General features: G+C 61.3%; 25 protein-coding genes. 5 read left to right on the top strand and 20 right to left on the bottom strand.

Annotated features, from left to right (window positions below; all coding sequences use genetic code 11):
• Nucleotides 1-3: 3 nt before the first annotated feature.
• The 8 genes from EO99_RS0114935 to EO99_RS0114900 all read right to left on the bottom strand — a co-directional run bounded on the left by EO99_RS0114935 (nt 4) and on the right by EO99_RS0114900 (nt 8927).
• Nucleotides 4-456: a (2Fe-2S)-binding protein gene (locus EO99_RS0114935; RefSeq protein ID WP_029619431.1), complete on the bottom strand. Its 453-nt coding sequence runs from the start codon at nt 454-456 to the stop codon at nt 4-6.
• Between the two features lie 12 nt (nt 457-468).
• Nucleotides 469-831, bottom strand: coding sequence for a c-type cytochrome (locus EO99_RS0114930; RefSeq protein ID WP_029619430.1), 363 nt, complete (start codon nt 829-831; stop codon nt 469-471).
• A 329-nt stretch (nt 832-1160) separates the two neighbouring features.
• Nucleotides 1161-1787 (bottom strand): class I SAM-dependent methyltransferase, encoded by a 627-nt coding sequence (locus EO99_RS0114925; RefSeq protein WP_235776833.1) that lies wholly within the window; start codon nt 1785-1787, stop codon nt 1161-1163.
• A gap of 111 nt (nt 1788-1898) precedes the next feature.
• Nucleotides 1899-4208: a xanthine dehydrogenase family protein molybdopterin-binding subunit gene (locus tag EO99_RS0114920; protein WP_051679884.1), complete on the bottom strand. Its 2310-nt coding sequence runs from the start codon at nt 4206-4208 to the stop codon at nt 1899-1901.
• Between the two features lie 9 nt (nt 4209-4217).
• The gene (locus EO99_RS0114915; protein WP_029619427.1) at nt 4218-4682 is read right to left on the bottom strand and encodes a (2Fe-2S)-binding protein; all 465 of its coding nucleotides are present in this window, start codon (nt 4680-4682) and stop codon (nt 4218-4220) included.
• A 130-nt stretch (nt 4683-4812) separates the two neighbouring features.
• The gene (locus tag EO99_RS0114910) at nt 4813-6462 is read right to left on the bottom strand and encodes a class I SAM-dependent methyltransferase (protein ID WP_081852079.1); all 1650 of its coding nucleotides are present in this window, start codon (nt 6460-6462) and stop codon (nt 4813-4815) included.
• Nucleotides 6463-6491: 29 nt separating this feature from the next.
• Nucleotides 6492-7466: an SDR family oxidoreductase gene (locus EO99_RS0114905; protein WP_077067084.1), complete on the bottom strand. Its 975-nt coding sequence runs from the start codon at nt 7464-7466 to the stop codon at nt 6492-6494.
• Between the two features lie 537 nt (nt 7467-8003).
• Nucleotides 8004-8927: an AraC family transcriptional regulator gene (locus EO99_RS0114900; RefSeq protein ID WP_029619424.1), complete on the bottom strand. Its 924-nt coding sequence runs from the start codon at nt 8925-8927 to the stop codon at nt 8004-8006.
• Between the two features lie 260 nt (nt 8928-9187).
• On the opposite strand from EO99_RS0114900, the gene EO99_RS0114895 reads away from it, so the two are divergent.
• A complete protein-coding gene (locus EO99_RS0114895; protein ID WP_235776832.1) occupies nt 9188-10426 on the top strand; it encodes an MFS transporter in 1239 nt (412 codons plus the stop codon).
• 155 nt (nt 10427-10581) lie between these two features.
• Here the strand turns inward: EO99_RS0114895 and EO99_RS0114890 are convergent, their stop codons facing one another.
• Entirely contained in the window at nt 10582-11532 is a 951-nt protein-coding gene (locus EO99_RS0114890) for an MDR/zinc-dependent alcohol dehydrogenase-like family protein (RefSeq protein ID WP_029619422.1), read from the bottom strand.
• Nucleotides 11533-11635: 103 nt separating this feature from the next.
• Here EO99_RS0114890 and EO99_RS0114885 point away from each other — a divergent pair, with 103 nt between their 5' ends.
• From EO99_RS0114885 to EO99_RS27485, 3 genes are all read left to right on the top strand, one after another.
• Entirely contained in the window at nt 11636-12631 is a 996-nt protein-coding gene (locus tag EO99_RS0114885; RefSeq protein ID WP_029619421.1) for an AraC family transcriptional regulator, read from the top strand.
• Between the two features lie 367 nt (nt 12632-12998).
• Entirely contained in the window at nt 12999-13199 is a 201-nt protein-coding gene (locus EO99_RS27490) for a hypothetical protein (RefSeq protein WP_077067082.1), read from the top strand.
• 9 nt (nt 13200-13208) lie between these two features.
• Nucleotides 13209-13745, top strand: coding sequence for a hypothetical protein (locus EO99_RS27485; RefSeq protein ID WP_156034824.1), 537 nt, complete (start codon nt 13209-13211; stop codon nt 13743-13745).
• Between the two features lie 30 nt (nt 13746-13775).
• Here EO99_RS27485 and EO99_RS27480 read toward each other — a convergent pair whose 3' ends face one another.
• The 3 genes from EO99_RS27480 to parS form a co-directional block, all read right to left on the bottom strand.
• Complete coding sequence (locus EO99_RS27480) at nt 13776-13931, bottom strand: hypothetical protein (protein WP_156034822.1); 156 nt, start codon at nt 13929-13931, stop codon at nt 13776-13778.
• A 77-nt stretch (nt 13932-14008) separates the two neighbouring features.
• Nucleotides 14009-14515 carry an RES family NAD+ phosphorylase gene (locus EO99_RS0114865; RefSeq protein ID WP_029619418.1) on the bottom strand — a complete coding sequence of 169 codons (507 nt, stop codon included), beginning with the start codon at nt 14513-14515 and terminating at the stop codon, nt 14009-14011.
• Entirely contained in the window at nt 14512-14994 is a 483-nt protein-coding gene (gene parS / locus EO99_RS0114860; protein ID WP_051679882.1) for a type II RES/Xre toxin-antitoxin system antitoxin, read from the bottom strand. Before parS ends, EO99_RS0114865 begins: the two co-directional genes overlap by 4 nt.
• A 236-nt stretch (nt 14995-15230) precedes the next feature.
• On the opposite strand from parS, the gene EO99_RS0114855 reads away from it, so the two are divergent.
• Entirely contained in the window at nt 15231-16397 is a 1167-nt protein-coding gene (locus EO99_RS0114855) for a nucleotidyltransferase family protein (protein ID WP_051679881.1), read from the top strand.
• A 562-nt stretch (nt 16398-16959) separates the two neighbouring features.
• Here EO99_RS0114855 and EO99_RS0114850 read toward each other — a convergent pair.
• The 8 genes from EO99_RS0114850 to EO99_RS0114815 form a co-directional block, all read right to left on the bottom strand.
• On the bottom strand, nt 16960-18045 hold the full coding sequence (locus EO99_RS0114850; RefSeq protein ID WP_029619415.1) for an ABC transporter ATP-binding protein: 1086 nt from the start codon (nt 18043-18045) through the stop codon (nt 16960-16962).
• A gap of 4 nt (nt 18046-18049) precedes the next feature.
• Nucleotides 18050-18880, bottom strand: coding sequence for a carbohydrate ABC transporter permease (locus EO99_RS0114845; RefSeq protein WP_029619414.1), 831 nt, complete (start codon nt 18878-18880; stop codon nt 18050-18052).
• 3 nt (nt 18881-18883) lie between these two features.
• Nucleotides 18884-19813 (bottom strand): carbohydrate ABC transporter permease, encoded by a 930-nt coding sequence (locus EO99_RS0114840; protein WP_029619413.1) that lies wholly within the window; start codon nt 19811-19813, stop codon nt 18884-18886.
• Nucleotides 19814-19899: 86 nt separating this feature from the next.
• The gene (locus EO99_RS0114835; protein WP_408002872.1) at nt 19900-21159 is read right to left on the bottom strand and encodes an ABC transporter substrate-binding protein; all 1260 of its coding nucleotides are present in this window, start codon (nt 21157-21159) and stop codon (nt 19900-19902) included.
• A gap of 30 nt (nt 21160-21189) precedes the next feature.
• Nucleotides 21190-22356, bottom strand: coding sequence for a PLP-dependent transferase (locus EO99_RS0114830; RefSeq protein ID WP_029619411.1), 1167 nt, complete (start codon nt 22354-22356; stop codon nt 21190-21192).
• The gene (locus EO99_RS0114825; protein ID WP_077067089.1) at nt 22353-23051 is read right to left on the bottom strand and encodes a FadR/GntR family transcriptional regulator; all 699 of its coding nucleotides are present in this window, start codon (nt 23049-23051) and stop codon (nt 22353-22355) included. Before EO99_RS0114825 ends, EO99_RS0114830 begins: the two co-directional genes overlap by 4 nt.
• 430 nt (nt 23052-23481) lie before the next feature.
• Nucleotides 23482-24723 (bottom strand): type II toxin-antitoxin system HipA family toxin, encoded by a 1242-nt coding sequence (locus tag EO99_RS0114820; RefSeq protein ID WP_029619409.1) that lies wholly within the window; start codon nt 24721-24723, stop codon nt 23482-23484.
• A complete protein-coding gene (locus EO99_RS0114815) occupies nt 24720-25019 on the bottom strand; it encodes a helix-turn-helix domain-containing protein (protein ID WP_235776831.1) in 300 nt (99 codons plus the stop codon). Before EO99_RS0114815 ends, EO99_RS0114820 begins: the two co-directional genes overlap by 4 nt.
• Between the last annotated feature and the right edge of the window lie 80 nt (nt 25020-25099).

Below are 25099 nucleotides of genomic sequence, written 5' to 3'. Positions count from 1 at the left end.
GGCTCAGCCCTCCCGCGCGGCGCGCTCGATGGCGCTGATGATGCGAACATAGGTTCCGCAACGGCAGATGTTACCGTCCATATGGGCAATGATCTGCGCGCGCGTGGGGTCTGGAGTGCGGTTAAGAAGGGCAGCCGCCTGCATGATCTGGCCGGACTGACAGTAGCCGCATTGCGGCACCTGCTCAACAATCCAGGCCTTCTGCAATGGGTGGCTGGCGTCCGGCGACAGACCTTCGATGGTGGTGACCTCTGTGCCCGCCACGTCCTCCAGGAACGTCTGGCACGAGCGAGCCGGTTCTCCGTCGATATGGACGGTGCACACGCCGCATTGCGCTATCCCGCAGCCGAATTTGGTGCCGGTGAGCTTCAGATGCTCGCGGATGACCCAAAGGAGCGGTGTATCGGGTTCGGCGGTGACCTCAACCGTCTGCCCGTTGATCGTGAAGGCTGTCATGAAGGCTTCTCCTCAATCTGTTGACTGGTCCTGGAGGTAATCGATGATTGCGGCCCGTTGCGCCGGATCGGGGACGCTGACGGTCATCCGGGTCCCGCGTATCACCTGGCGCGGGGCGGCAAGGAAGGTGTCGAGCGACCGGCGATCCCAGGTGATGCCTGAAGATTGCATTGCGTTGGAATAGTTCACGCCCTCGAGGCTGCCGGCAGCCCGGCCGAAAACCCCTAGGAGCCGGGGCCCGATCTTGTCTTGTCCTGCTTCCATGGCATGGCAAGCGGCGCAACGTTGCCGGAATAGACGTTCGCCATCTGCCTCCTGAGCGGCGACGGCAGACGCGCAGAACAGCCCCGCAACTGGCAAAAGGGTGGCAAGCATAGCGCCGATCCGGCCTTTGCGACGATGGCCTGCAGGCGCAGCTATGGCGTGGCTCATGGTATGCATCACTGTATCGCCTCCGTGGTCAGCCACAACGATAGGTCGGCCCGCAGAAACGAGCTATGCTTGCAAATCCGAGATGTCTTTTCGTTCGTCCGGGGTTGTTGCGTTGACCCTCGACATGCAGGCGCAGCACCCCAGTCGCATGGACGGGAGAAACCCCCAGGCCACGGCCTCCAGCTTGGCCCGCGAGCGTGTCTACGTCGGGTGGCGGCGCGTCTGTCGCGCCTTGTCGATCAGCTCCAGACCCCATGCGGGCGCCATCAGCCTCATACGGAAGGACTGCGGCGCACCCTTCCGGCGGGTCGCCTGGAGAGGCGATAAACTGCTGCAGGCGGTAGGTTGTTGGGCGTCCAGCCAATGCGGACCGCAGTGAGACCCAGCCGATCGAGAATTCGGGGCGGCACCGGGCAGCGCGGACCATAGGTGAATTGATAAAAGCTGGCATGTGCATCCATGAGCTGAAAACAGCTCCGCAAGATGCCCATGACCTGTCGTGGCGACATGGACAGAAGCGGCAAGCCGCTGACGGTGGCGCCATATTTGCCGACGCCCTCCAGATGCCGACCCAGCCGAGCGGCATCCACCATTAGAACGCTGGCGGCCGGATAGCGGCCCTTCAGCATCGCGGCAAATCCGCCCTGCATTTCGACCAGTGTCAGATCCGGTTCCGACACGCCCCGTTCCAGGAGCATGTCCGTGAAGACGCCGGTGCCGGGGCCAAGCTCGAGCACGCGTCCGGTGTCGGCGCCAATTCCACTCGTGATCAGTTGGGCGAGTGATCGGCTTGAAGGCGTGACCGAGGCGACACCCCACGGGTTCTGGAGCCATGCTCTCAGAAACCGGACCCGGTCGGACGAGGGACATGCGGTGTTCATCTGCGGACCTACTGGCATGCGCTATCCTCTGAGGTTGTTTCACGTTGCGGGTCTGCCAGGCTCCCGGCCGCTCGCTTGCGCCGGTGCGCCGGTAATGACGACGACCGCTCGTCTCACGGTTTGCGATTGTCATGCTCTGAGAATGCGGCGCGAGCGGCGTTTCCCGATCGTCTCGGTCGTCGCCAGCGGCAAAGATCGCAGACGCCGCCCACTGGCAGCGTGAATGGCGTTGGCCAGTGCCGCAGCAACCGGCACGATCCCCGGCTCGCCTGCGCCGCCCGGTGGCAGGTCGCTTGCAATGATCTCGACCGTCACGTCCGGTGCGTCGGCAATTCGCATCATCGGGAAGTCGTGAAAGTTGGATTCCACCACGGCGCCATCCTCGAGCGTGATGCTGCTCATCAAGGTGGTGGTCACGCCGAAGATGATGCCGCCCTCCATCTGGGCAACGACGGCATCAGGATTGACCACCATGCCGACATCGACCGCGCAGAACACGCGATCCACCGTGACCTCTCCGTCCGCAGCCACAGTCACTTGCGCCACCTGGGCCACGATGCTGCGGTAGCATTCCTCGATCGCGATGCCCCGTCCCCGCCCCTCCGGCAAGGGCGCTCCCCAGTTGGACATCTCGGCAACCCGGTTCAGGACGGCCAGATGGCGAGGATTGTCTCTGAGCAGTGCCCGGCGGTAGTCCAGCGGATCCGTTGCTGCGGCAAGTGCACATTCGTCGATAAAGCTCTCGGTGAAAAAGGTATTGAACGAAAAGCCGTTCGAGCGCCAAAAGCCGATCGGCATGTGGCTCGGAACGTTCTGGCTTCGCGTGCGCCGGCTGGGGATAGCATAGTGCAGCTTGTCCAATCCCTCGACCGTCAGGGCGTCCCCTTCCGGGCCCGGATTGATCGGCAGGTTTCGACTGGCGATCGAATCGATTACGGACTGCGACGCGACCACTGCGTCATAGGCGAGGGGCAGTCCATCGGGTCCCAGAGCCGCCCGCAACTGCGCCGCAGCATGACTGCGATAGAGCCCGCGCGCCATGTCCTCCTCGCGCGACCACATGACCTTGACCGGACGCCCCCGATGCCGGGCCGCCAGGAAAGCCGCCTGGACGACCACGTCCTGATCGCTGCGGCGGCCGAAGGCGCCGCCGTTCATCGTCACGTTGCAGGTGACCGTCTCGGGTTCCACACCCGCCCACCCGGCGCCCTTGAACACCCCCTGGCGTATCGCGAACGGAGATTGGGACGGCACCCAGGCCTCCGCGGATCCGTCCTGTCGGACAATCACCGTCGCATTCATAGGCTCCATGCAGGCATGGGTGACGAAGGGGACAGTATAGCGGGCCTCGATCACCGATGCGGATGCGTCCGTGAGGACCGACTCCACGTCGCCGTCGTCGATATGGCCGTAGGGAGTTTTACTTTCGAGTGCGGATTGCAATCTCGCCGACATTTGCGCGCTTGTGACGGTGTCCGCTTCCGTCCGTGTCCATGTGATGTCCAGCAGCCAGGCGGCCTGTTCGGCCCGCCACCAGGAATCGGCGACGATGGCGACCTGACGGCTGTCGATGACAACCAGATCCACCACGCCGGGCGCAGCGCGAACCTCGGCTTCGTTTGCAATATTGGCGACCTGCGCGCCGAAGACAGGCGGATGGCGAACCGTGGCATGAAGCATGTCGGGCTGAACGACATCTGCGCCGAAGATCGGTTCGCCCCGAACCTTGGCGGGCAGGTCGACACGCGGCTGCGATCTGCCGATCAGCCGCCACTCGGCGGCCGGTTTCAGCACCGGTTCATCCGGCGGTGGCAACACCGCTGCATCACTCGCCAGCTCGCCATAGGACAGGCTGCGGCCGGATGCCTCGTGGAGGACAAAGCCGTTTGCAGTGGTGAGCTGCGACACGGGTGCGCCCAGACGTGAAGCCGCTGCGGCAAGCAGCATCTGACGCGCCGAAGCGCCAGCCACGCGCATGGGATGCCACATTCCCATGGTTGATCCGGACGCCCCGGTGGCGATGAACCCGAGCTGTCCAATCACCCGCCGCCCAAGCCAGACGACCGGGCCAGATGCCTCTTCCGGCCGCACCTGGAGCATGTTGAACCAGACGGAATAGGCGGGCAGGGGCTCGACGGGAAAGGCAACGCTGATCCGTTCGTCGAAGGGAATGTCCAGCTCTTCGGCCACGACCATGGCAAGGCCCGTGTGAATTCCCTGGCCCATTTCGGTCTTCGGCACGTTGACCACCACCCTGCCATCGGCATGGATGACGACAAAGGCGTTAAGCACGCCGCTGTCACCGTCGACATGGCCGTCAAGCCCGTCCACATCGACGGTGGCAAGGTAGCCGACACCGCCGACAGCTGCGACGAGCGCGGTCCCGGCGACGGCTGCACCGGTCAGAAGAAAGGCGCGTCGTGAAAGAAAGCCTGGCATGGGAGTTCCTCAGACCTGGGAGAGCGCAGCAGCGGCGCGGTGGATCGCTTTACGAATGCGGGGATAGGTGCCGCAGCGACAGATGTTGGTGATCGCCTCGTCGATCTGCGCATCGCTCGGGCGCGGCACTTGCGCCAGCAAGGCGGTGGCTGCAATCAGGAAACCGGGCTGGCAAAAGCCACACTGCGGGACCTGTTCGTCGAGCCATGCCTGCTGCAATAGCGACAGCGTTCCGTCCGGACCCGAAAGTCCTTCCACGGTGACGATCGAGGATCCGGCAAGGCTGCCGAGTGACACGGCACAGGCGGGACTCGATTCACCGTTGATCAGCACGCGGCAGGCGCCGCATTGCGCAATGCCGCAGCCGTATTTCGGCCCGAGCAGCCCGAGATCCTCTCGCAGCACCCACAGGAGCGGCTTTTCATCTTCGGCTTCTATCTCGAAGGGGGTGCCGTTGATCGTGAGGGATACCATGCAGATCTCCTGCTGCAATTCGAGCTGACGGTGTCATCGAGGACCGAACCGACGCTGCTTGTTCACCCGCATCGTACGTCTGCTTGACCGGAAACCACCATGCCCATAGGTTCAGAAAACCTGCCTGATCCTACGGGTCAGGCGGCGTGGCCTCTTCGCCCATCGATTCGCCCAGCCGCTCGGGATGGTCGCGCGGATCACCGGCGTCGTTCCTGATCGGCGGGGTCTTCGGGATGGGCGGATCTATGATCTGCAGGGCTTCCAGGAGGGGTCTGTCATAGGCGAGAAACTTGGTCGCCGCGGCCTTGATGACATCCAGGTTGTCCTGCTTCGTCTCGAGCCGTTTGCCGTCTCTTGCCAGGTGCTCGCCGAGCCCCTCCAGAAAATTCCACACCTCTTCGGCCAGAGCCTCGGCAGTATCCTTGCCTTGCGTCAACGCAAGAATGAAGTGTTGAACCAGTTGCGGCAGCGCGATCCCGCCGCCGGTTATCGGGGAAACCATGTGCCGCAGGTCAGAGCTGGCGCGTGCCCGTTGCAGAATGTGGGCATTGAGGGCCCGGCACTGCGCCCTCACGATGTCTGAGGGGGTCTGCGCCGGAGCCACGAAGCCCGCGCCTGTGAGTACCGTGAGGATATCGATGACGTCTCGGGGTTTGAGCACCTGGAGCCTGGGATGATGCTGGAGCTCACCGACGGTTTTCGGCCTGTAGCTCTCCTCAGACAGGGCCTCTAGGATCAGGTCATAGGAGCCGGCCGGCAGTTCCACTTCGCCCCTGCCGCAGGGGATCTTCTTGGGAATGTCAATCAACGACGCCGAGAGAACAAATGCCTGCGCGTGCCAGGCGTCACGATGTTCGGGGCCGGAATAATGGCGCGGGCCCTTGATGAAGACGTCCGTGCGAAAACGCCTGTTGACCATGTAGTCGCGCACCGTCTCGCGCATGGTCGGATGGCCGATCTGCGATAGGAGCGTCACCCCAGCCTCGTCGAGCTGGAAGGCGTCGATGCCGTCCAGCAGCCGGGCCGATCCCACATAGGCGAGCTTGGCATCGTCCAGGCTCCGGACCATGTCGGAAAAATGCTCCAGGTACCAATCGGCGTTCAGGTATTCATGCGCAATATAGTTGCGGCCCTGTCGGGTCATTTCCTTCAGGTGCTGCCGGGCAAAGGGGTTTTCGCGAAAATAGAGCGAGCCGGCCTTGGCGATCTCCTCGACGACGGAAAATGCACCCTCGATCATGTCGATCGGTCTGGACATCCTGCCCCCGCCGTTGTTCTGGTAGAGGGACATCAATTGCCGTATGGGAATGATTGGTGCCCAGCCGGGCAGGCAGTTGTAGCTGATATAGGCGATGCCGCCGGGACGCAGCTTGCGCCTGATGATCTCGGTTATCACCTTTCGGTTCTTGTCCGATATCCAGCTCCAGATGCCGTGCAGGGCAATGACATCGAAGTCAGGCAGGTCGCTGCGGTTGGCAAGCTCTTCGAAGGAGTCGTCGAACAGGCGGATGTCTGCACCGGACGCTTCGGCGAGTTTGCGGGCCTCTACCGTCTGCGCCGGATTGAAGTCTGTTCCCCAATAGCAACCGGAGGACGCGGCAGCATGGAAGTTGAGCGAAACACCCTGGCCGAAACCGAGCTCCAGGTAGCTTGGATTGTCGGGCAGTTGCGGCTCAAACGCATTGCATAGGCAGGCGAGGCGCAGCATCCCCGGGTTCATCTCAGAATAGTAACCGTGGGTGTAATTGAGGTCCGTGAAATACCCGTTTGACCACGCCATCTACTCTGACCTCTCCATCGACGACATCATCATTTCCCCGCCCGCACCGCAGGACTTTCGCCTTCATCATCAGCGGCTGCGTCGATGGCGTCGGAAAATGTCACGTCCGTCAGCTCCAGGGATCTGTCCCACAGGCGGCCTGCCGCGGCTGTGTCCAGCGCTCGTGTGGGAGCCTTCTCCTCCTTCGGGTAGCCACGCATGCCCGCAAGCCGGTCCGGGCCGTAGTAGGCGCCGTTCCTGGCTGTCGGGTCGGTGGCGGCAAAAAGAGTCGGCAAAGCGCCCATCCAAGCGGGCTGGTAGAGAAACCAGAGGTAGTGGCGCGTCATCCCGGCCAGGCTTGTTCGACCTGCTCCGTTGGGGATCAAATCGGTGCGGGAGATGCCCGGATGCGCGGCTATGCTGTCGACGCCCCATCCGGCTGCCTTGCTTTTCCGGTTCAGCTCGAAGGCAAACATGATGCAGGCAAGCTTTGACTGCGCATAGATCGGAAACGGCTTGTACTGGCGTTGCGCGTTCAGGTTTTCGAAGTCAATCGTGCCACTCCGGGCCGCAACACTGCCAAGAGTGACGACACGGGGGGTTGTGCCCCTCCTCAAGAGCGGCATCAGATGCGCCGTCAGAGCAAAATGTCCAAGATAGTTTGTCCCAAACTGAAGTTCGAAGCCGTCGCGGGTTTCAAGACGCTGCGGTGGCGTCATGACGCCGGCATTGTTGACCAGGACGTCGAGGCTGCCCCGCTCCTGCGCAAGCCGCGTTCCGAAATCGGCAATCGAGGCAAGACTGGCCAGATCAAGCTGCCTGAACCGTATCTGAGCTCCGGGAACGGCTTCCAGGATCTCAGAAACAGCGGCGGCCCCTTTCAACAGATTGCGGCCGGCAATCACGACGCTTGCGCCGGCCCGGGCAAGGGCGAGTGCTGTCTCAAAACCCAGGCCCCCGGTACCGGTGACGACGGCCGAACGTCCTTGTTGTGGTGGAATGTCTCTATGGGTCCACTTGGTCATTGGCGTTCCTCGTCTTCAAGCGCGCGGCAGCCTTCTGGTCCTTGTCGAACCAGAGACAGCCTCCTGTTGTTGCTGTCGCCAGCATGCCTATGGAGAGGCAGATCGCCATGCCTGAACGCGCAAGAAACCTGCCCAATCCTGCAACGCCGCACCATTGAGAGCACACGGCAGTGTCTTCCCGTCGTGTTTTGCCCCCTTGTGACCGGAGCATGCGGCGCAGGACCATTGTTCCCCCGCGTGCGGATGAGGACTGCGCGCCTGGTTTGCGAACACCACAAGAGCGGCAGTGGCTGCTCGCATCGGACGGCTTCACGATCGGCCGGTGATGCGTGAAGCCGCGCACCGGTGACGCCATGCCACCTGATACGACAGACGCTTGCATCTATCCTGGCACAGCTTCAATCCGTCGGTCTTGCACAGATGCGCCGGGCTGCCAGACAGGAGCCGGAATAGGAAGCAAGATTGCAGGGCGCCGGCAGCCTATGGGCTGACACCCGTCGAGAGGTGTCGCCGAGGGCCAGCGTTGCCCCAAGGCCTTCAGGCGCTTCGGGCCTTGCGGCTGGCGTACTGGCTATACATGCGCTGGTGGTTCAGCGCGTCCTGCTTCGGTGCCACTCCAAACATCCGCGAGTACTCGCGACTGAACTGCGAGGCGCTCTCATACCCGACCTGATAGGCAGCCTGCTCGACGCTTGCGGCTTCGGCCACCATCAGCCGCCGCGCCTCGAGGAGCCGCAACTGCTTCTGGAACTGGAGCGGTGTCACCGAGGTGATCGCCTTGAAATGCTGGTGGAAAGATGACGCGCTCATGCCCGCGACCTCGGCCATCTGCTCCACACGCAGGGTCTGCGAATAGTTGTCGCGCAGGAAATAGATGGCTCTGCCGACCCGCATGATGTTGGATTCCGGCAGAGCCAAATGGCAAAGTTCAGCCCCGTTCGGACCAGTGAGCAGCCAATAACAAATTTCGCGCATGACCGAGGGATAGAGGATCGGGATCGCCTTCGGCGTCTGGCACATCCGGATCAGCCGCTGGACGCAATCAGCCAGCGGGTCGTCGATCGGCGCCACAAAGACGCACGGTCCTGGCCCCGCCGGCACCACCGGCGGCGAGTCCAACTGCTCCAGGACCTCGCGCAGCATGGCAACGTCGAGGTCTATCGTGATGCCGATGTAGGGCGCCTCCGCACTCGCTTCGACGACCCGTCCGCTGGCCGGCATCTCCATGCTCACCACCAGGCACTGCATCGCGCCGTAGTAAAGCCGGTCCTCGCCAAAGAGAATTTCCTTCGCGCCCTTCAAGACGACGCAGAGCGAGGGGCGGTAGATCTGCCGCATTGGCATCCGCTCCTGGAAAGACCGGATGATGTGAACGCCACCGAGTTGTGTCGGAAAGAGACCTTCGCCGCCGCCCTGGCTATCAAGATAGGCTGTGACTTCCGCAAGAAGCGTTGACGACACCTGCCCCCCCGATCTGTTCGCAGGCCAGGGCACCACGCAACGGCCTTCAGGAAGACTATCGGCGCCTGCAGGAATAGGCAAGTTTATTGGCGTATTCGACATTCTTGTCATATAGCTGATCCTTTAGCATCCAGGTGCCGCGAAAGCCCGAGTCTTGTATATAGGAATACGATGTTGCTGCAATCAGTCATTTTCATGACGAGGCATGTACTACGCCATGTAACGATAGTATCAGAATTGAATATTGTCGAGACGACTGCGTGAACAACTGGCGCCTTACTGTCACGCTCACAGTCTTGTTTCTTGTCAGTCTGCTTTCTCAGATTGATCGAATGCTTCCCTATGTCATCGCGGAGGCGATCAGGGTCGAACTTGACCTTAGCGACACGCAGATCGGTCTGCTCACCGGGATCGCCTTTTCAGTCTGCTATGCGCTCCTGTCGCTGCCGCTGGCGCGGGCCGCTGATCGAGGATCGCCCCGGCTTGTGCTGGTTTTATGCATTCTTGGCTGGAGCGCCATGACTGCCCTGGGCGGTCTGGCTGCAAACTTCCTGGTTCTGGCTTTCTCGCGATTTGGCGTCGCGTTCGGCGAGGCTGGCGCAACCCCGGCCAGCCACGCAATCATCACGCGTAAAATCAGGCCCGAGCGCCGCGGACTTGCCATTGGTCTGTTTGCAATGGGGATCCCCCTCGGCACGATGATCGGTTTTGCCGTCGGAGGCGCGATCAGCGACATGATGGGTTGGCGCGCTGCCTTGATCGGCGCGGGAATGATCGGCATGCTCGTCGCCCTGTTGACATTCGCCGTGGTGGGTCCGACGCCGCCGCTCGATGACACGGATCTCCGGGGCGAGCCCTTCTTGCTGTCGAGCCTACGTCTGCTGTCCTCCCCGGCGTTCCGCTGGCTGTTCTTTGGCGCGATGGCTGGCAGTTTCGCCGCTGCGCCATTTTACGCATTCACAACAACATTTCTGATCCGCACCCATGGATACACCGCAAGCGAGGCCGGACTGGCCTTTGGGCTTCTGCAGGGGATGATGGGCATCGCCGGGACCCTGGTCGGCGGCCGCTTGTTCGACCGTGCCGCACGTTCGGGACGTGGTCGGCTGCTCGGGCCGCCCGGGGTGCTTTTCTTGATCGCCAGCGTGACGACAGCAGCCGGCCTGTTTGCCCCCGCGGGGTGGATCTCGCTACTGCTTCTGGTTCCCAGCATGTTCTCGTTTGCTTTCATGCTGCCGTGGGGATTCGGGGCGGCGCATCTGGTCGCGGGCAAGGGCAGGGAGGCCATGGCCACGAGCCTGGTGATGATCGGCTCCGGCCTGGTTGGGCCGGCCCTGGGGCCGCTGCTCGTCGGGTTGCTCAGCGATGCAGCAACGGCGGCGCAACTCCCCAACGGATTGGCGTTTGGACTGTTGGTCATTCCGGTTGCCAGTGCGTTGACCGGCCTGGTCCTTCTGATCGCAAACCGGCGCATCGCCGCCTCACTTCAGCAGCGCTAATTTCCGGCCCCATGCCGATCTCCACCAGCGTCACTGTCGCGGGCTCGGCCGTCGGAAAGGCGGGCTTTGGCCGGGTGAGCAGGCCGGCCTGCGCCCGCCGCGGCCAAGAGCATCGGGCTTGCGTCCGCTGCGGCAAGGGCACGGCCGAAGAAACATTAGCCGCCCGGTCGCAGAATGTAGCGCGTGTCAGCGTCGCCACTCCAAGCCTCCTTGACCATCCGCAGCGGCAGGCTTTCAAAGTCGGTATGAAACTTCGCCTCAGGTGCTGCAGCCAGCAGTTCTCCCGCCCCGGCGAGCAGGTCGGCGACGGCAACGCTGCCAATGCCGCTACCCATCAAGAGCAATCCGGAACTGCGCAGCGCGTCCCCCCGGATCGAGATGTCTTCGCCCGCCATCGTTCCGAGCTGGACGTAGCGAAGTGGTGGCTCGCCAGCGGCCGAACCCCGATGGCCCGTCGCTGCTCTGATGACACGAGCGGCCGGCTCGCCCCACACGAAGTCGAGAACGATGTCTATTCCTTCGTCGAACTGATGGCGAAGCGACGCATCGGCTTCACTGCTGGCAAGCGAGATCCTCACGTCTGCGTCGAGGCGCTGCAGTTTTTCCGCATTGCGGCCCACCGCCACGACCTTGCGGGCGCCAAGGTGGCGTGCCGTTTGGAGAGCCATGCTTCCCGATGCCCCGGTCGCACCAAGGACCAGAACCGTTTCGCCTGCGCGAATCTGGGCCCGTCTCGTGAGCGCTACCCAGGAGGCGAGAGCCGCCGTCACGATTGCTGCTGCGCGATCACTGGCAAGGGCGCCAGGAACCGGCACCGTCATGTTGATCGCGGCAAGCGACCTCTCGGCCATCGAACCGAAAGGTGCCTTGGGGAACAGAAAATAGACCCGCTGGCCTTGGTCGTCGATACCCACTCCGTCCACTCCAGGGACGAAGCCGGCGGTGGCTGTGCTTGAATAGTGTCGTCCCGACGCCAGTCTTTTTACGATGGGGCTGAGCGCTGCCGCCTCGATCGTGACGACGGTCTCGCCGTCTGCCGCCTCCGGCTCGCGATAGTCCCCGTCCACGGGCGGAAGATCAAACGATTCTACAACTGCGGCCTTCATTTCATCTGCTCCTGCGTCATTGGCTGACACCCAAAATAGACAGTCGCATCCGGACGGACTATATTGGAAACTCCTATTTCTGTTCGTGATCGTTCAAAAGCCCATGGACCCTCTGTCGCATTTGCTGGCTCTTCTTCAGCCTCGGAGTTACATCACGGCCGGTTTCGATGCCGGCGGGTCCTGGTCTCTGGTGCTGGACGATCTCGCCGGTCGGATCAAATGTTACGCGGTGATGAAGGGAGAATGCTGGCTGTCGATTGACGATATGGAGCCGGTGTGGCTTCAGGCGGGGGACTGCTTCGTCCTGCCGACAGGGCGGCGAGCTGCCATCGCCGGAGATCTGGATGCAAAGTCTCGGCTTGCCAGCCAAACACTCGAGCCAAGCCGCAGCGGCCAGGTGATCACCTACAACGGTGGCGGCGATGTCTTTCTTGTCGGCAGCCGGTTCGAGGTCGAAGGTCGACATGCGGAGGTGATGTTGCAGACCTTGCCACCATTGATCCGGGTCGAAGCCTCAGCCGACCAGGCCAAGCTTCGACTTTACATCGAGCTCATGATGGATGAACTTCGCGAAGGCAGGCCCGGCGCCGGTCAAGTGGCGCAAAATCTCTCCCATATGATGCTCGCGCAAACGCTTCGCCTTTACATCGAGCGCCTCCCGCAAGGGGAGGTCGGATGGCTTGCGGCGCTGGCGGATCCCCGCCTGGCGGCCGGCCTGACGGCAATGCATGCGGCTCCAGCTCATCCCTGGACGGTCCAGGAGCTTGCACGCATTTCAGGGATGTCGCGAACGAGCTTCGCCCAACATTTCCGCATGCGCGTTGGCCTGTCCCCGATCTCTTACCTTACCCAGTTGCGGATGATGTCTGCCGCGGCGCACCTGATTCGGGGCGTGGAAACGATCTCTGACATTTCGGTATCGCTTGGTTACGCCTCCGACCAAGCCTTCAGCACCGCGTTCAAACGAACTACCGGCCGCTCACCTCGTCAGTACGCAAAGGAGAGCCAACTGCGGGAGTTGTGGCCGGTGACGCTGGTTGGCGGAGAGCGCGATGGCGCCGCAGGGGCATCACGCTCTGAGAGGGCCGCGTCCGTCTAAAACCGGGTCAGAGTGTTGCGGGCTCGATGTGCTGGAGGGGCCCCAGAGCCGGCGCCTCAGGGGGGCGTGCGCAGATGCATGCCTGCCCTTTGTCGTCGGAAACAGGTCCGCAATGGTGGCCTTCGTTGCCATCCGCGCCGTGAATCGTCTCGAAGTACGCGAGGCTAGCCCGGGTGGCTGACATTGGAAAGTGCGCGGGTCGGCCGGCCGGTTGAAACCGCCGAGCGGCTGTCGTAGTTTTTAAGCGTACCGAAGCCTGAGCCGCCGCGAGACTAATGTCGGGAACGCCGCGAGACTAATGTCGGGAACACTGAACTTTGCGTTGAGTTGAGTTGATGTAAACAATTTTTTGGTTGGGAAGAATGCCATGAGCTACAGGGTCGCCCATCTGGATTCACGCAAACGCGCTCTCGAAAAGCAAGAGAGCCGCGATCGTGATCAGGCGCGCCTGAACGCTGGCTCGGTGGAGCCATCCGAACTTCGTCGAGAGAACTCGGTGTTTTCCGCGCTTCCTCTTCATCGGTACAAGATGGTCGCTATTGGCGGTAAAGCTCTGGCCCCCTCATAAGGGACCAGCATGCCGATTAATCGACACGAATTCGAACCACACCTTACCGTGGAAGAAGTCCAGACCCTCCTTGGCTTTGTCCAGAAGCACCAACCTATAATCGTTGGTGGTCAGGCGATCAACCTTTGGGCTGAGCTCTTCCATGGTGTCGATGCCGAGCTGGATAGGCTTGGGGCACTGACCAGCAAGGACCTCGACTTCTATCACAACAGAGCAGCCGAAGAAGCGCTTGCGAACAGTCTTGTGGGTGGTGAACTCAAGCTTCCCGACGGTGATAACCACACGCCAAATGCAGCTGTGGTCACGGGCAAACTCGGCGAGCGGGATATCGTGGGCGATTTTCTCGCGCACATCAAAGGCGTCGAGGCTAAATCCCTCCGTGCCAATTCCATCACCTTCGCCGACGCCGCAAATCCCGAGAATGTGTCGATCACGCTCATGCATCCTTTGGACTGCGTGAGGAGCCGCCTGAGCAACATCAACATGCTCGGCCGCACCAACTTGCACTCCGTGCGTCAAGCCGTGGCAAGCTTTGCTGATTCTTGACTGCTATATCGATCGGGCTTTCTTTTTGCTTCAAAAAGAACCCGCCAGTGCCGCACGAAAGATCGTGAACCATTGAGGAAGATACACAGGCGCTTGCAAAGCGGCCACTAGGCTAGCGATTACGATCACCGATCGCGGAGCAATGGCGATCTTCATTCCTAAGCCCTTACGCCAGATGATTTCCATTGCAGCCTCAAAGGTCGACCAACATCGACCTCCCATACCTGCTGCCACCTCGTCTGGCGCGCACCGGTTGGGGGGCGTCATACAGACGGCGGGCGGAGCCGAGTGTCGAGCGCGAAGGTTTCCTGAAGCTTCACCATATAGGCGCCCATGGCCATGCTGGCCAGGAAAACCAGGTTCCAGCTGTGCGACGACACTGCGCTCGGAATGGCGATGATGCGGTAGCGCCGCAGCAGATCGACACCAAATCTTTGTTGGCCGGCTCCAGGGATGCCAGGGCGCAGCCAGTTCGGATTGGGAACATCGGCAGGATGGACGACATGCACCGCGGAGTGATCTGTGACGACGGCCGCCGTGAGAACATGCGGGACGGTATCGAGGGCTCGAAACCCCTTGTGAACCGCAACCTCCAGAATCGCGGTTGAGGGGTCAAGAGAGCAGTAGACTGCACGCACACCTTTGCTGTTCCAGCGGCCACCTACACGATACGCGCCCTCGCCACTGTCCCAGGTCGGGGCAAATCTGGCCTGATCGATCCGCCACGCAAGTAACTCGGAGCCACCAAGCGCAATCGGTAAAGGCATCATGCATAGACGCCGTATTCTAGTCGCTGGAGATAATCCTCAACCAGTTCGACGCCGGCAGGAGTTCCCAAAAGGTCGATGGGGCAGCGTTGATCGAGGCCAATCGCGGGAAGCTCGAGCCACCGCTCGGCTTCTGCCTGGCTTCCCAGGACATCCGTTGCCTTCGCCAGGATCTCGGCGAATTTCCATGCCCGTCCGCTCTGTTCCTGGCTCAGTGGTTTCGATGGTGCATCCTTGCGCCGCTGCCAGGTCCGCAGACTCATGCCAACGGCTTTTTCCAGCGTGTCACCCTTGCCTATGAGGACCAATGTGCCAATCAGGTGATCAACTGCTGAGACGGGCAGACCGTGCAGCAAGAGCTCATGGGCATCAAGCGCGCTTGTCAGGCGGCGCGACAGGGCGTTCGCTCCACCCAGCAAAGCCGCGATCTTTTGCAGATCTCCACTCGTGGCGTCCTGAAAACCTTCCATCGCAACCACCATCACACCTCTCCCGCGTCATCTGTCGTTTCATATGTGACAGTTGACGGATGGATTTCAAGTCCCGCTGTCAGGGAAGGCGCGAGGCCCGGCTGGCGGCAGCAGTATCCGGGAGCCATACCGTCCTTCTGCGCTGGATCCCGAAACCCAGTCTTGCTACAAGTTTGGCAGACTTGTAGCAAGATCTCGACTGGTGTAATCTTGCTACAAGTTCGGCAGACTTGTAGCAAGGTGAAGCCATGAGATCGCTTTCCAGTCTCGATCAAACCGCGTTTTCCGAGCTCGTTGAGCGGGCTCATGATGTCCAGTTTAGCGACCAGTTTCCCACGACAGGTTCCTTCATCAAACTACGCAGGCACAACCGTGAATACTGGTATCACCGTACGCTCGAGAGAGGTGACGGCTCGGCACCTCCAAAGCTTCGGTCGAAATATGTAGGGCCTGTCGACGATGTCGAGGTTACCAGGCGCGTCGAGAACGCAAGCGCACTTAAAGCCGACTACACCGCACGTCGCAAGCTGGCGAGCCAGCTCAGGCGGTCTGGACTTCCGTCTCCGTCTGCTACTGAAGGCGAGGCGATCGAGAAACTGGCTGCCAACGGCCTGTTCCGCCTTCGCGCGATCCTCGTGGGATCGCATGCCTTCCAGGCCTACGGCGGGCTGCTGGGGATCAAGCTCGATCGGGCCACCTACCGGACCGACGACATCGATATCGCCCAGTTCTATAGCATCTCAGTCCTCGTGGACGACTCAATGACCGACATCGGCAACATTCTCGAAGAGGTCGACAGCACGTTCAAGCCGATCTTCAATGCCTTCTCCCCCAATCTGGTGGCGGGATATCGGAACAAGGCTGGTCTAAAGATCGAGATTCTGACCCCGAACAGGGGCGATGCGGACTATGGAAGGGGCCTGTCGAAGTTGCCTGCGCTCGGCGATATCGGCGCACAAGCCCTGCCATTTCTCGACTTCCTGATCTACGAACCGGTCAGATCAGTCGTCCTTCATGGTGCCGGGGTAGGGGTGGTGGTGCCTGCGCCTCAGCGTTTCGCCGTGCACAAGCTCATCCTCTCGACACGACGACAAGGCGGGATGGAGGCGGCGAGCAAGGTGTCAAAGGACCTCGCGCAGTCTGCGTCTCTGATCCGTGGGCTGGCGGAGGCTAAACAAGACTTCGAACTGGGCGCGGCATGGATGGAAGCCTGGAGGCGAGGCCCCAAATGGAGGAAGCATCTCGCGATTGGCTCTCTCCGCCTTCAGGATAGCGACTTCGGCCTTCTCGAAGATGCCGTATGCTACGCCGAGAAGATGACGGGCACCGATCGAAGGCGCCACGGCATGGGGGATGGGAAAGAAGGTCTGGTCAACTTCAGGCGGAGGATGGGAGGCGTCAGACCCCAGACCTGATCGAGTGGGTGGCCGGGCGGAGAAATCCTGACGCGCCCGCATTTTCTTTCTCGGTGACGTTGGCCGTGAAACCGCCGCTGCAGAAGGCTCCGCACGAACGCCTCTGCGGCATCGCGCTGATTGTTACTTAATTCCTGCTCAATCTGGTCGGCCAAATCTCATGCTTCCACTTTGCGTGGCTGCATGAGATTTCGTCGCCGACGCTCGTTCAACATCGGACGGCGCAATCCTACGTCTGGTGGCAGTTGCTACCTGATTGCCCAGATGTCGCGGTTGGGGTCTGCCTCCTCACCGCGGTCCCTATCGAGCGCGACCATGTCCGCCTATCAGCGTCAACGGCTCGGCACCACAAGCCTTCAGCACCGCGTTCGAACGGGCCAGGGGCCGCTTGCCTCGCCAGTATGCAAAGGAGAATCCGCGAGCGACAGGTTTGAGCGATGGTCTGGTCCGACATTCGACCGCAGACGGAGGCGGTGGATCTGGCATCTCGCCTGTAGCGTCTGCCGGAATTCGCGTTGCCCCCTTTACCGGCGTCGCACACTGGACATCATTCACCAGCGCCTCACGCCGCCGCTGCTGGGTCTGATGTGCCGCCAATCCTTGATCCATCGGGCCCGAACAGATGCAGATGCTCCTGCGCGAGGGTGACCGCGACCATCGGACCGGCCTGCAGCACGGCGCGATCGAGCGTAAAGACCTTCAACGGCAGGCCGTTCAGCGTCAGATGCAGGATGATCCCGAAGCCGGTCGGCTCAACCAGATCCAGATGCGCCGGCATCCCCTGGCCGTGCGCATCAAGCACCACGTGCTCCGGCCGGATCCCGAGCGTCACCTGTTGGCCGAGCAGATGTTCGGGCACGTCGCCCATGGCCATGAAGCTTTCGTCCCTGAGCCGGATTCCGTCCTTCTCGGCCCGCCCCTCCAGGAAGTTCATCCCCGGCGATCCAATGAAGCCGGCGACAAACAGGTTGGCGGGACGGTCATAGAGATCGAGCGGGCTGCCGACCTGCTGGACCACACCGCCATGCATGGCAACGATGCGATCCGCAAGGGTCATCGCCTCGATCTGGTCATGGGTGACATAGATCGACGTCGCCTTGAGATCGGCATGCATCTTCTTGATTTCGGCGCGCATCTGCTCGCGCAGCCTGGCGTCGAGGTTCGACAACGGCTCATCGAAGAGAAAGGCCTTCGGCTGGCGGACGATGGCGCGTCCCATGGCCACGCGCTGGCGCTGCCCCCCCGAGAGCGCCTTGGGGCGCCGGGCAAGAAACGGCTCCAGGCCAAGCTTCTGGGAGGCTGCCGTGACCGCTCTTGCGGCGACATCCTTGGCCACCTTGCGCAGCCTCAGGCTGTAGCTCATGTTCTCCGCCACCGTCATATGCGGGTAAAGCGCATAGGACTGGAACACCATCGCGATGTCGCGGTCCTTGGGATGGCGGTCATTGACGCGCGCCCCGTCAATCTGGATTTCCCCCTCGGTGACGCCCTCCAGACCGGCAATCATCCGCAGCAGCGTGGACTTGCCGCACCCCGACGGCCCGACCAGCACAACGAATTCGCCGTCGGCAATGTCGAGGTCGACGCCATGCAGGACGGAGAAGGTGCCATAGGCCTTCTTCAGGTTCTTGATCGAGATAGAGGCCATGAGATCAACCTTTGACTGCACCGGCCGTCAGGCCCTGCACCAGATAGCGTTGAATGAGAAGGAAGAAGAAACCGGCGGGAATGAGTGCGAGGATGCCGGCCGCCATCATCTGCCCGAAATCTACCGAGAACTTCGAGACGAAGGTCAAGAGTCCGACCGGGAAGGTCGCCGCGTCATTGCCGTTGATCAGCATCAGCGCAAACAGGAGCTCGCTCCAGGCGGCGGTGAAGACAAATCCCAGGGTTGCGGCAATGCCCGGCAGTGTCAGCGGCAGGATGATCTGGCGAAAGGCCGTGAAGCGCGTCGCGCCATCGATCATGGCCGCCTCCTCGAGATCCTTGGGGATGCCGTCGAAGAAGGACTGCATCAGGAAGGTCGCAAACGGCACGTTGAAGGCGCTGTAGACGATCACCAGTCCCGTCAGACTGTTGGTCAGCCCCAGCGGTGACAGGATCTTGAAGATCGGCGCCACCAGCATGACCAGCGGGAACATCTGGGTGAGCAGCATCAAGGCGACGATCCAGTATTTGCTGCGGAAGCTGAAGCGCGACAGCGCATAACCCGACAGCGAGGCAAGAAGGGTGACGATGACGGCCGTCGAGCCGGAGACGATCACACTGTTCTTGAAAAAGGTCGGAAAGGCGCTGTGGCGCAGCACATGCGCATAATGCTCGAAGGTCGTGGCCGACGGCCACATCCTGACCCCTTCCGAGTACAGAAGGTCGTTGGGCGTGACCGACACCTTCAGGAGCCAGAACAAGGGGAACAGCGCAAAGACGACATAGGCAAGAACCGCAAGCCGGTGGGCGATTGTCGGGAGGAGGCCTGATTGCATGGTCTAGTCCTTGCTCAGCAGCGACTGGCGCAACAGGATGATCAGCATCGAATAGGCCATCAGCAGGGCGAGCAACACGAGCGCGATCGCCGAGGCATAGCCGAAGTCCAGCCGCCTGAACGCCTGGGTGAAGATATAGCTGGCGACGATCTGGGTGCGGTCTGCCGGACCGCCGCCCGTCATCACCACGATGAGATCGGCAAAGTTGGAAATCCATACCGTGCGCAACAGAACGGTGATGGCAATGGTCGGGGCAAGGAATGGCAGCGTGATCGACGTGAAGCGCTGCAAGCCGGTGGCGCCATCGATCGATGCCGCCTCGTAGAGGTCACGCGGAATGGCCTGCAGGGCCGCCAGCAGCGTGATGGCAAAGAACGGGATCCCCCACCAGACGTTGGCAAGGATCGGCCCCCACATCGCATAATGCGGATCGGAAAGGAGATTGGTCGGCTGATCGATGAGGCCAAGGGCGAAGAACCAGTGTGGCAGCGGGCCAATCACCGGATTGAACAACCATGCCCAGTTCAGACCGGCAAGGAAAGAGGGAACCGCCCAGGGCAGGAAGACCAGCGCCTGAACCACCCCGCGGCCCCAGAACGGCTTGTCGAGGAGAAGGGCGAGGATCAGCCCGAAGGTGAACTGCAAGAACACCGAGGCGCCCGTCCACCACAGCGTGTTTTTCAGGGCCCGGTAGAAGGCGGTGTCCTCGCCCAGAGCCCGGAAGTGATCCAGACCGATGAAGCCACCGGAGAAGGGGTTGAGAAGCTGGATGTCCCGGAATGCATAGGAAATACCCAGCGCCAGGGGGACCAGCATCACGGTCACGATCAGGATCAGGGACGGCGCGCTGTACAGATAGGGTTCGGAGGTGTCGGCCAACCGCTTCAGCCACGGCTTGCGCTTGTGCCCTCCCATTGTGCCAGCCAGACTCATGCGGTCGTCCCCGTTTACGCTGTCGTGTTGCTGCTGGACGTCACCGGCGGCACTGGCCGCCGGTGACGTCTGTCGCCCAGGGGCTTCTATTGCTTGGCAAGATGCTTCTTTTGCGCCTTGGTCAGGTAGTCCGCCCACTGATTGGCGAGCTCCTCGACCGTCAGGTCGCCAAGCAGTGCCTCCTGCGAGGTGCTGATCGCCAGCGAGTCCTTGAAGAAGGCAAACTCCTCCAGGTAGGTCGGCATCACGGTGGGGACCGTGTCGGGATCGGCAAGCTCCTCAAACCATCCCTTGAACTGGTCACCGGCAAAGAAAGGATCCTCTTCCGCCGAGGTGTAGGCCGGCAGGGCACCGATGCGCTTGTTCCATTCCAGATTGCCGTCCCGGCTTTGCAGTGTGGAGATCAGCTTCCAGGACAGATCCTTGTTGTCGCTGTCGGCAAACATCGACCAGCCGGCATAGCCAATGGTCGGGAAGGACTTGCCGTCGGGGCCCTTGGGAAGCGGCGCGACGGCAAAATCCTCCGCCTTCATGCGCTCGGCAATGGCGATCAAAGCATCGGGATCCTGGTCGAGAAAAGCGCATGTTCCGGAGTAGAAGCCGGCGACAACCTCGTTGAAGCCCCAGTTGACACTGTCCTTGGGCGCGTAACCCTTCTGGTAGAGGTCGACCATCCATTGCAGTCCCTGCATCCACCCTTGCGTGTTGAGGGTCGAGGTGCCGTCTTCGGTAAAATAGCTGTTGTTGCCGGCCATCGAGGCGCCGAAGATCATCCAGCCGTTCAGGCCGCCGGCGCCGCCGCGCATGCAGTAGCCGTATTTTCCCGGCAGTTTCGAAACAGCCTCGGACGCGGCCATGAACTCGTCCATGGTCTTCGGCGGCTCTGAAATGCCCGCCTCTTCGAGAAGCGTCCTGTTGTAGAACATCGCCCGCAGGTAAAAGCCGTAGGGCAGCATATAGGCCGTGTTATCGACGGTGCGTCCCAGCTCCAGCGCGCGCGGCGTCAGTTCCTTGGTGTTTTCCCAGGTCTCCAGGTAGGGCTCAAGGCTCTCGAGCATGCCGTTGTTGGCATAAAGCGACAGCCAGGTATCGGGCATTTCCATCACGTCCGGCGTGTCTCCCGCCGAGACCATGGTCGCGAACTTCTGAAACGCCTCGTTCCATGGCAGCGAGATGATCTCCACGGTGGTGCCAGGGTTTTCCGCCTCGAATGTCGACACGATCGACTTCAAGGTTTCGGTCCGCTCCGGGCTGGTGATGACTTCAACGAGTTTCAGTGTCTCGGCAAACGCGGTGCCACCGAGCAGCGATGTAAACAGGGCCGCACTCATCAGCGTCTTGATCATGATCTTTCTCCCAGTTGGTGTTGACTGTCTTCAGGAGGCGGCTTCGATGGCCTCCTGAAGATCGCTCCACAGCGCCTCGGTTCCCTCGAGGCCGACATGGAGACGAACGGATCTCGCGCTGATGCCGAAGGCATGCGCAAAATTGGGCTGCGCCTTTTGCTGCAGGACGACCTCGCCCGGGACGATCAGGCTCTCGTGCCCACCCCAGCTGACGCCCAGCTTGAAAAGCTTCAGCCGATTGGCAAAGGCGCGGATATCGATGCCGTCGGCAAACACGAACGAGAAAAGGCCCGAGGTCCCGTGCAGCCCCGGCGGCAGCTCATTCAACAGGCCCGGATGGCAGACCTGCTCGACTGCCGGGTGCGCCTGCAACCGTCGTGCGATGTCGAGCGCCGAGGCCTCATGCGCTTTCATCCGGATCGGCAAGGTGCGCAGTCCACGGATGAGCAGCCAGGCGTCGAAGGGCGACAGCTTGCCGCCCAGGTAGGGGTAGGTCTCCGCGCGGATGCGATCGATCAACGCCTTCGGTCCGGCAACGACGCCGGCAACAACGTCACTGTGGCCGCCAAGATACTTGGAGGCGGAATGGACGACGAGGTCGACGCCGAGCGTGAGCGGTTGCTGGAAGACAGGACTTGCCCAGCTGTTGTCGATCACCGAGACGACGCCATGGCGCCTGGCAAGCTGGGCCAGGGCACCGACGTCGTGCGCCTCCATGACCCAGCTCGTCGGGCTTTCCATGTAGAACAGCCTGGCGCCCGCCAGCGCCTCATCGACCGCCATCTCGTCGCGGCCATCGACATAGGTCACGTCGATCTGCATCCGCTTGAGGATTGTCCCGAACAGACGAAAGGCGTCGGGATAGACATGGCGCACGGCGACGATGCGGTCTCCGGGGGAGACGACACTCAAGACCGTGGCGGAAATGGCGGCCATGCCGCTGGCAAAGCCCAGGGCGTCCTCGGCGCATTCCAGCTTTGCCAGCATCTCCTCGAAGGCGCGCACCGTCGGATTGAGGCCGCGCGTATAGATCGGCCTGACGATGTCTCCGCGATAGGCCGAGACCATCTGGTCGTAGTCGCTGAAGGTGAACAGCGATGTCTGGGCAATCGGGGGAACGACGGCATCATAGGCATTGCCCTGGTCATGGGCGACGATCAGGGAGGCAAGATCAGCGGGGAGGCCTGCGGCATTCATTTCGACATTTCCTTGATGTCTTCCTCGACGATCTCGAGAATCTTCAGGGTCTCAGCTCTTGCTGCTTCGGCATCCTGCGCGGCAATGGCCTGAAACAGGGTTCGGTGAAACGGGAAGGATCGGCGCGCAAAATCAAAGCGTTCGAACGGATGGCTCCAGAAGCGCTCGAAGGTTTCGCGCATCTGTTCGAGCAGCTGACGGAACAGCGGGTTATGGGTGGCGTCATAGATCGCCAGGTGGAAGGCGAGGTCCTCGGGCCCCGAGGCGCCCTTTTCGAGATGAACGCGCTCCATCTCGGTCAGCTTCGCCTCGATGTCGGCCAGATCGTCTGCGGTGCGGACGCGTGCGGCAACCATGCCCGCTTCACATTCCAGCCCGCGCCGGACCTGAAGCGTCTGCAGCAGACCGTCGCGAAGGTTCGTGCTCTCAAGCGACAACGGCATGTGGATGGTGGCGCGCGACACCGACTTGAGCAGATAGTTGCCGCTGCCCTTGCGGGTCTCGATGACGCCGAGCGCCTGGAAGTGGCGCAGGACCTCGCGGATCGTTGAGCGGCCCACCGCAAGGGCTTCCATCAACTCGCGCTCAGCCGGAAGACGATCCCCCGACTTCAGCTGCGCACTCGTGATGTGGTCGACGAGGGCGTCCGTGACCTGCCTGACTCGACTGGTGGAGGGCAGCGGAGAGATCTTCAAGACGACATCCAAAATTGGTCTGACATCCTACCAATAGAAAGCCTCGACGTCACGATGTCAAGAACCTGAGATGCATGCCGCGGCAGACGGTACGCCTGAAGCCGGCTGCTCGACATGTCATCTGCAGGCCGGTTGGCGCAGTGCAAAGGCTTGCCGCAATCCACTATCCGCACCAGATCTGAGTTCTAGAAAAGGTCCCCTCTCATGCAGTGGAACTGGCTGCACGCCGATCGGCGCAACACCGGAGATGACGACGCCGGCTCCTTGCCATCGGACAAGGCAACGTCTGCAGTCGTCCGGCAAGATTGTCTCTTCGGACGATCGGCCGCGGTGTGTTCGGCCTGGCTTGGAACATCGCCAAAGGCGCTTCTCCCGGTGCCGCCTTCATCGGCGGGTTGCATCGTGCCGACGCAGTGTCTGACCCGGCCATTCACGTGTTCAAGAACGCGTGGAGTTCGGCCGCACGGGATCTGGACAAGCCAACCTTTTCAGCGAACTCGGGCCAGCGACCGATTGCTGTCCGGACCTGCTCTATCACGTCCTTTGCATCGTTATCAGAGATCGAAGCTCCTCTGGAGACGCTTAGGAGGTGAGGCATGCCGGGCGCCTTGCCTTCACCACCTATAGCCGTGCTGTGCTCCCCGCCGGGTCCAGACGAAAAGGTAAGATCGTAGGCGGGCGCCAGGAACCAACGGCCGTCCCCGTCCATAAGGAAAGCATGGTTCTTTGCATGATCGTCCCGGTTCTTTGCGTAGACATTGAACACCATGTTTCGGAACATCTTGAGGACTTCCGTAGCGTCGCGCGTCATCATGTGCGTAAGCTTGTGCAGTTTCTCGTAGTCCAGAGAGGGCTCACGGTGGCTGGCATTCAACAGGCCGCTTGCGGTGTGCATGTGAAGCCTACCGGCAGGCGTCCTGTCAAACCGTTTCGTTGCAAAAAGCCGCCGTCCCTTCCGAGTGTGGAATAGCTGTGTGTCAGCCATCTGCAACCCTGCAGCCACCGCCATGAGTGCATAGGCCTTCTCCTCGGCACCGATCTCAGGCGGATCTTCAGGACTGGGACCTTTGACCATCCATCTTTCAAATCCCGCGTGCAATGGCTGGCCGTAGTCCAGGACACAGACGTTGTCAGCCTGGTTGAAACCGATCATGATCTTTGGACGCGCACCCGCGGATCCACCTTGAGCACCCTGCAAACTATCGATGTCTGCAACATCCGTTTCCGTTTGCACCAACTTCACCTGATCGGCGAACCAGTCGAGATCAGCCTCGTTTGGTTGCTTCTGGTTGTCTGGTAGATCAGGAATATATGTCAGCGCGCCCATTCCCGTTCTGCCAACCGCAGAGAGGCGGTCGATGGGGGTGAGCTGGTTGTAATCGATGCCCGCGCGCTGGAGGCGGCGGTCCAGCAATAGACGCCCCCAACCATCGGGCAAGCTGTCATTGAACAGTCCATGGAGCCCGTCGAAAGGATCGCGGGCTGCCGCAAAAAGTCCTGGAGCGGCCATCATGTGAAATGGGGAAACCAACAGGGGCGCGGCGAGGAACTCTGCGGTGTACTCGAAGTAGGCTCTACGTTCCTTGCCGCTCCAAGCGAGGGTGCCGAGCTTCTTCTCGTTCCCTTCGAGGTCCAAAACAACGCTCATCCGCTGGACGGGTCTAAATTTCATTTCCGGCGCACCCGCTGCCTAACAGGACGATCAACGACGTCATCGATTGTCTTCGGTGGCCGACTTGGGAACAATTGCTCGAACTCGGCCTCGGCCTCGAGGGCAAAGGCGATCTTCACGAGGCTCTCGAGGGAGATTTTCCCACGCGTTTCAAACAGTCTCAGCGATGCGTATGAGACATTGGCTCTTGCCGCCAATTCCCGTTGCGTCAGGCCAAAATCAATCCGACGGCGCTTCATTCGTTCCGCGAGACCAACAACAATCTCCGCCGGAGACAACAAATAGAATGCCACCATGATATCACTTATCGAGCCTTCTTCCAGTAAGGTGCCATCACAATAGCAATAACGCCTATTCAAGTCGATGAATGAAAGGG

Origin of the sequence: Pseudorhizobium marinum (assembly GCF_000705355.1) — a bacterium.
GTDB classification, from domain to species: Bacteria; Pseudomonadota; Alphaproteobacteria; order Rhizobiales; family Rhizobiaceae; genus Neorhizobium; species Neorhizobium pelagicum.
This window is presented reverse-complemented; position numbering and strand designations above follow the sequence as displayed.

What these genes read in the sequence shown, in the direction of transcription:
- EO99_RS0114935 (WP_029619431.1), bottom strand. Translation starts at nt 456, where the DNA reads ATGACAGCCTTCACGATCAACGGGCAGACGGTTGAGGTCACCGCCGAA.
- EO99_RS0114930 (WP_029619430.1), bottom strand. Translation starts at nt 831, where the DNA reads ATGCTTGCCACCCTTTTGCCAGTTGCGGGGCTGTTCTGCGCGTCTGCC.
- EO99_RS0114925 (WP_235776833.1), bottom strand. Translation starts at nt 1,787, where the DNA reads ATGCCAGTAGGTCCGCAGATGAACACCGCATGTCCCTCGTCCGACCGG.
- EO99_RS0114920 (WP_051679884.1), bottom strand. Translation starts at nt 4,208, where the DNA reads ATGCCAGGCTTTCTTTCACGACGCGCCTTTCTTCTGACCGGTGCAGCC.
- EO99_RS0114915 (WP_029619427.1), bottom strand. Translation starts at nt 4,682, where the DNA reads ATGGTATCCCTCACGATCAACGGCACCCCCTTCGAGATAGAAGCCGAA.
- EO99_RS0114910 (WP_081852079.1), bottom strand. Translation starts at nt 6,462, where the DNA reads ATGGCGTGGTCAAACGGGTATTTCACGGACCTCAATTACACCCACGGT.
- EO99_RS0114905 (WP_077067084.1), bottom strand. Translation starts at nt 7,466, where the DNA reads ATGACCAAGTGGACCCATAGAGACATTCCACCACAACAAGGACGTTCG.
- EO99_RS0114890 (WP_029619422.1), bottom strand. Translation starts at nt 11,532, where the DNA reads ATGAAGGCCGCAGTTGTAGAATCGTTTGATCTTCCGCCCGTGGACGGG.
- EO99_RS0114885 (WP_029619421.1), top strand. Translation starts at nt 11,636, where the DNA reads ATGGACCCTCTGTCGCATTTGCTGGCTCTTCTTCAGCCTCGGAGTTAC.
- EO99_RS27490 (WP_077067082.1), top strand. Translation starts at nt 12,999, where the DNA reads ATGAGCTACAGGGTCGCCCATCTGGATTCACGCAAACGCGCTCTCGAA.
- EO99_RS27485 (WP_156034824.1), top strand. Translation starts at nt 13,209, where the DNA reads ATGCCGATTAATCGACACGAATTCGAACCACACCTTACCGTGGAAGAA.
- EO99_RS27480 (WP_156034822.1), bottom strand. Translation starts at nt 13,931, where the DNA reads ATGGAAATCATCTGGCGTAAGGGCTTAGGAATGAAGATCGCCATTGCT.
- EO99_RS0114865 (WP_029619418.1), bottom strand. Translation starts at nt 14,515, where the DNA reads ATGATGCCTTTACCGATTGCGCTTGGTGGCTCCGAGTTACTTGCGTGG.
- parS (WP_051679882.1), bottom strand. Translation starts at nt 14,994, where the DNA reads ATGGTGGTTGCGATGGAAGGTTTTCAGGACGCCACGAGTGGAGATCTG.
- EO99_RS0114855 (WP_051679881.1), top strand. Translation starts at nt 15,231, where the DNA reads ATGAGATCGCTTTCCAGTCTCGATCAAACCGCGTTTTCCGAGCTCGTT.
- EO99_RS0114850 (WP_029619415.1), bottom strand. Translation starts at nt 18,045, where the DNA reads ATGGCCTCTATCTCGATCAAGAACCTGAAGAAGGCCTATGGCACCTTC.
- EO99_RS0114845 (WP_029619414.1), bottom strand. Translation starts at nt 18,880, where the DNA reads ATGCAATCAGGCCTCCTCCCGACAATCGCCCACCGGCTTGCGGTTCTT.
- EO99_RS0114840 (WP_029619413.1), bottom strand. Translation starts at nt 19,813, where the DNA reads ATGAGTCTGGCTGGCACAATGGGAGGGCACAAGCGCAAGCCGTGGCTG.
- EO99_RS0114835 (WP_408002872.1), bottom strand. Translation starts at nt 21,159, where the DNA reads ATGATCAAGACGCTGATGAGTGCGGCCCTGTTTACATCGCTGCTCGGT.
- EO99_RS0114830 (WP_029619411.1), bottom strand. Translation starts at nt 22,356, where the DNA reads ATGAATGCCGCAGGCCTCCCCGCTGATCTTGCCTCCCTGATCGTCGCC.
- EO99_RS0114820 (WP_029619409.1), bottom strand. Translation starts at nt 24,723, where the DNA reads ATGAAATTTAGACCCGTCCAGCGGATGAGCGTTGTTTTGGACCTCGAA.
- EO99_RS0114815 (WP_235776831.1), bottom strand. Translation starts at nt 25,019, where the DNA reads ATGGTGGCATTCTATTTGTTGTCTCCGGCGGAGATTGTTGTTGGTCTC.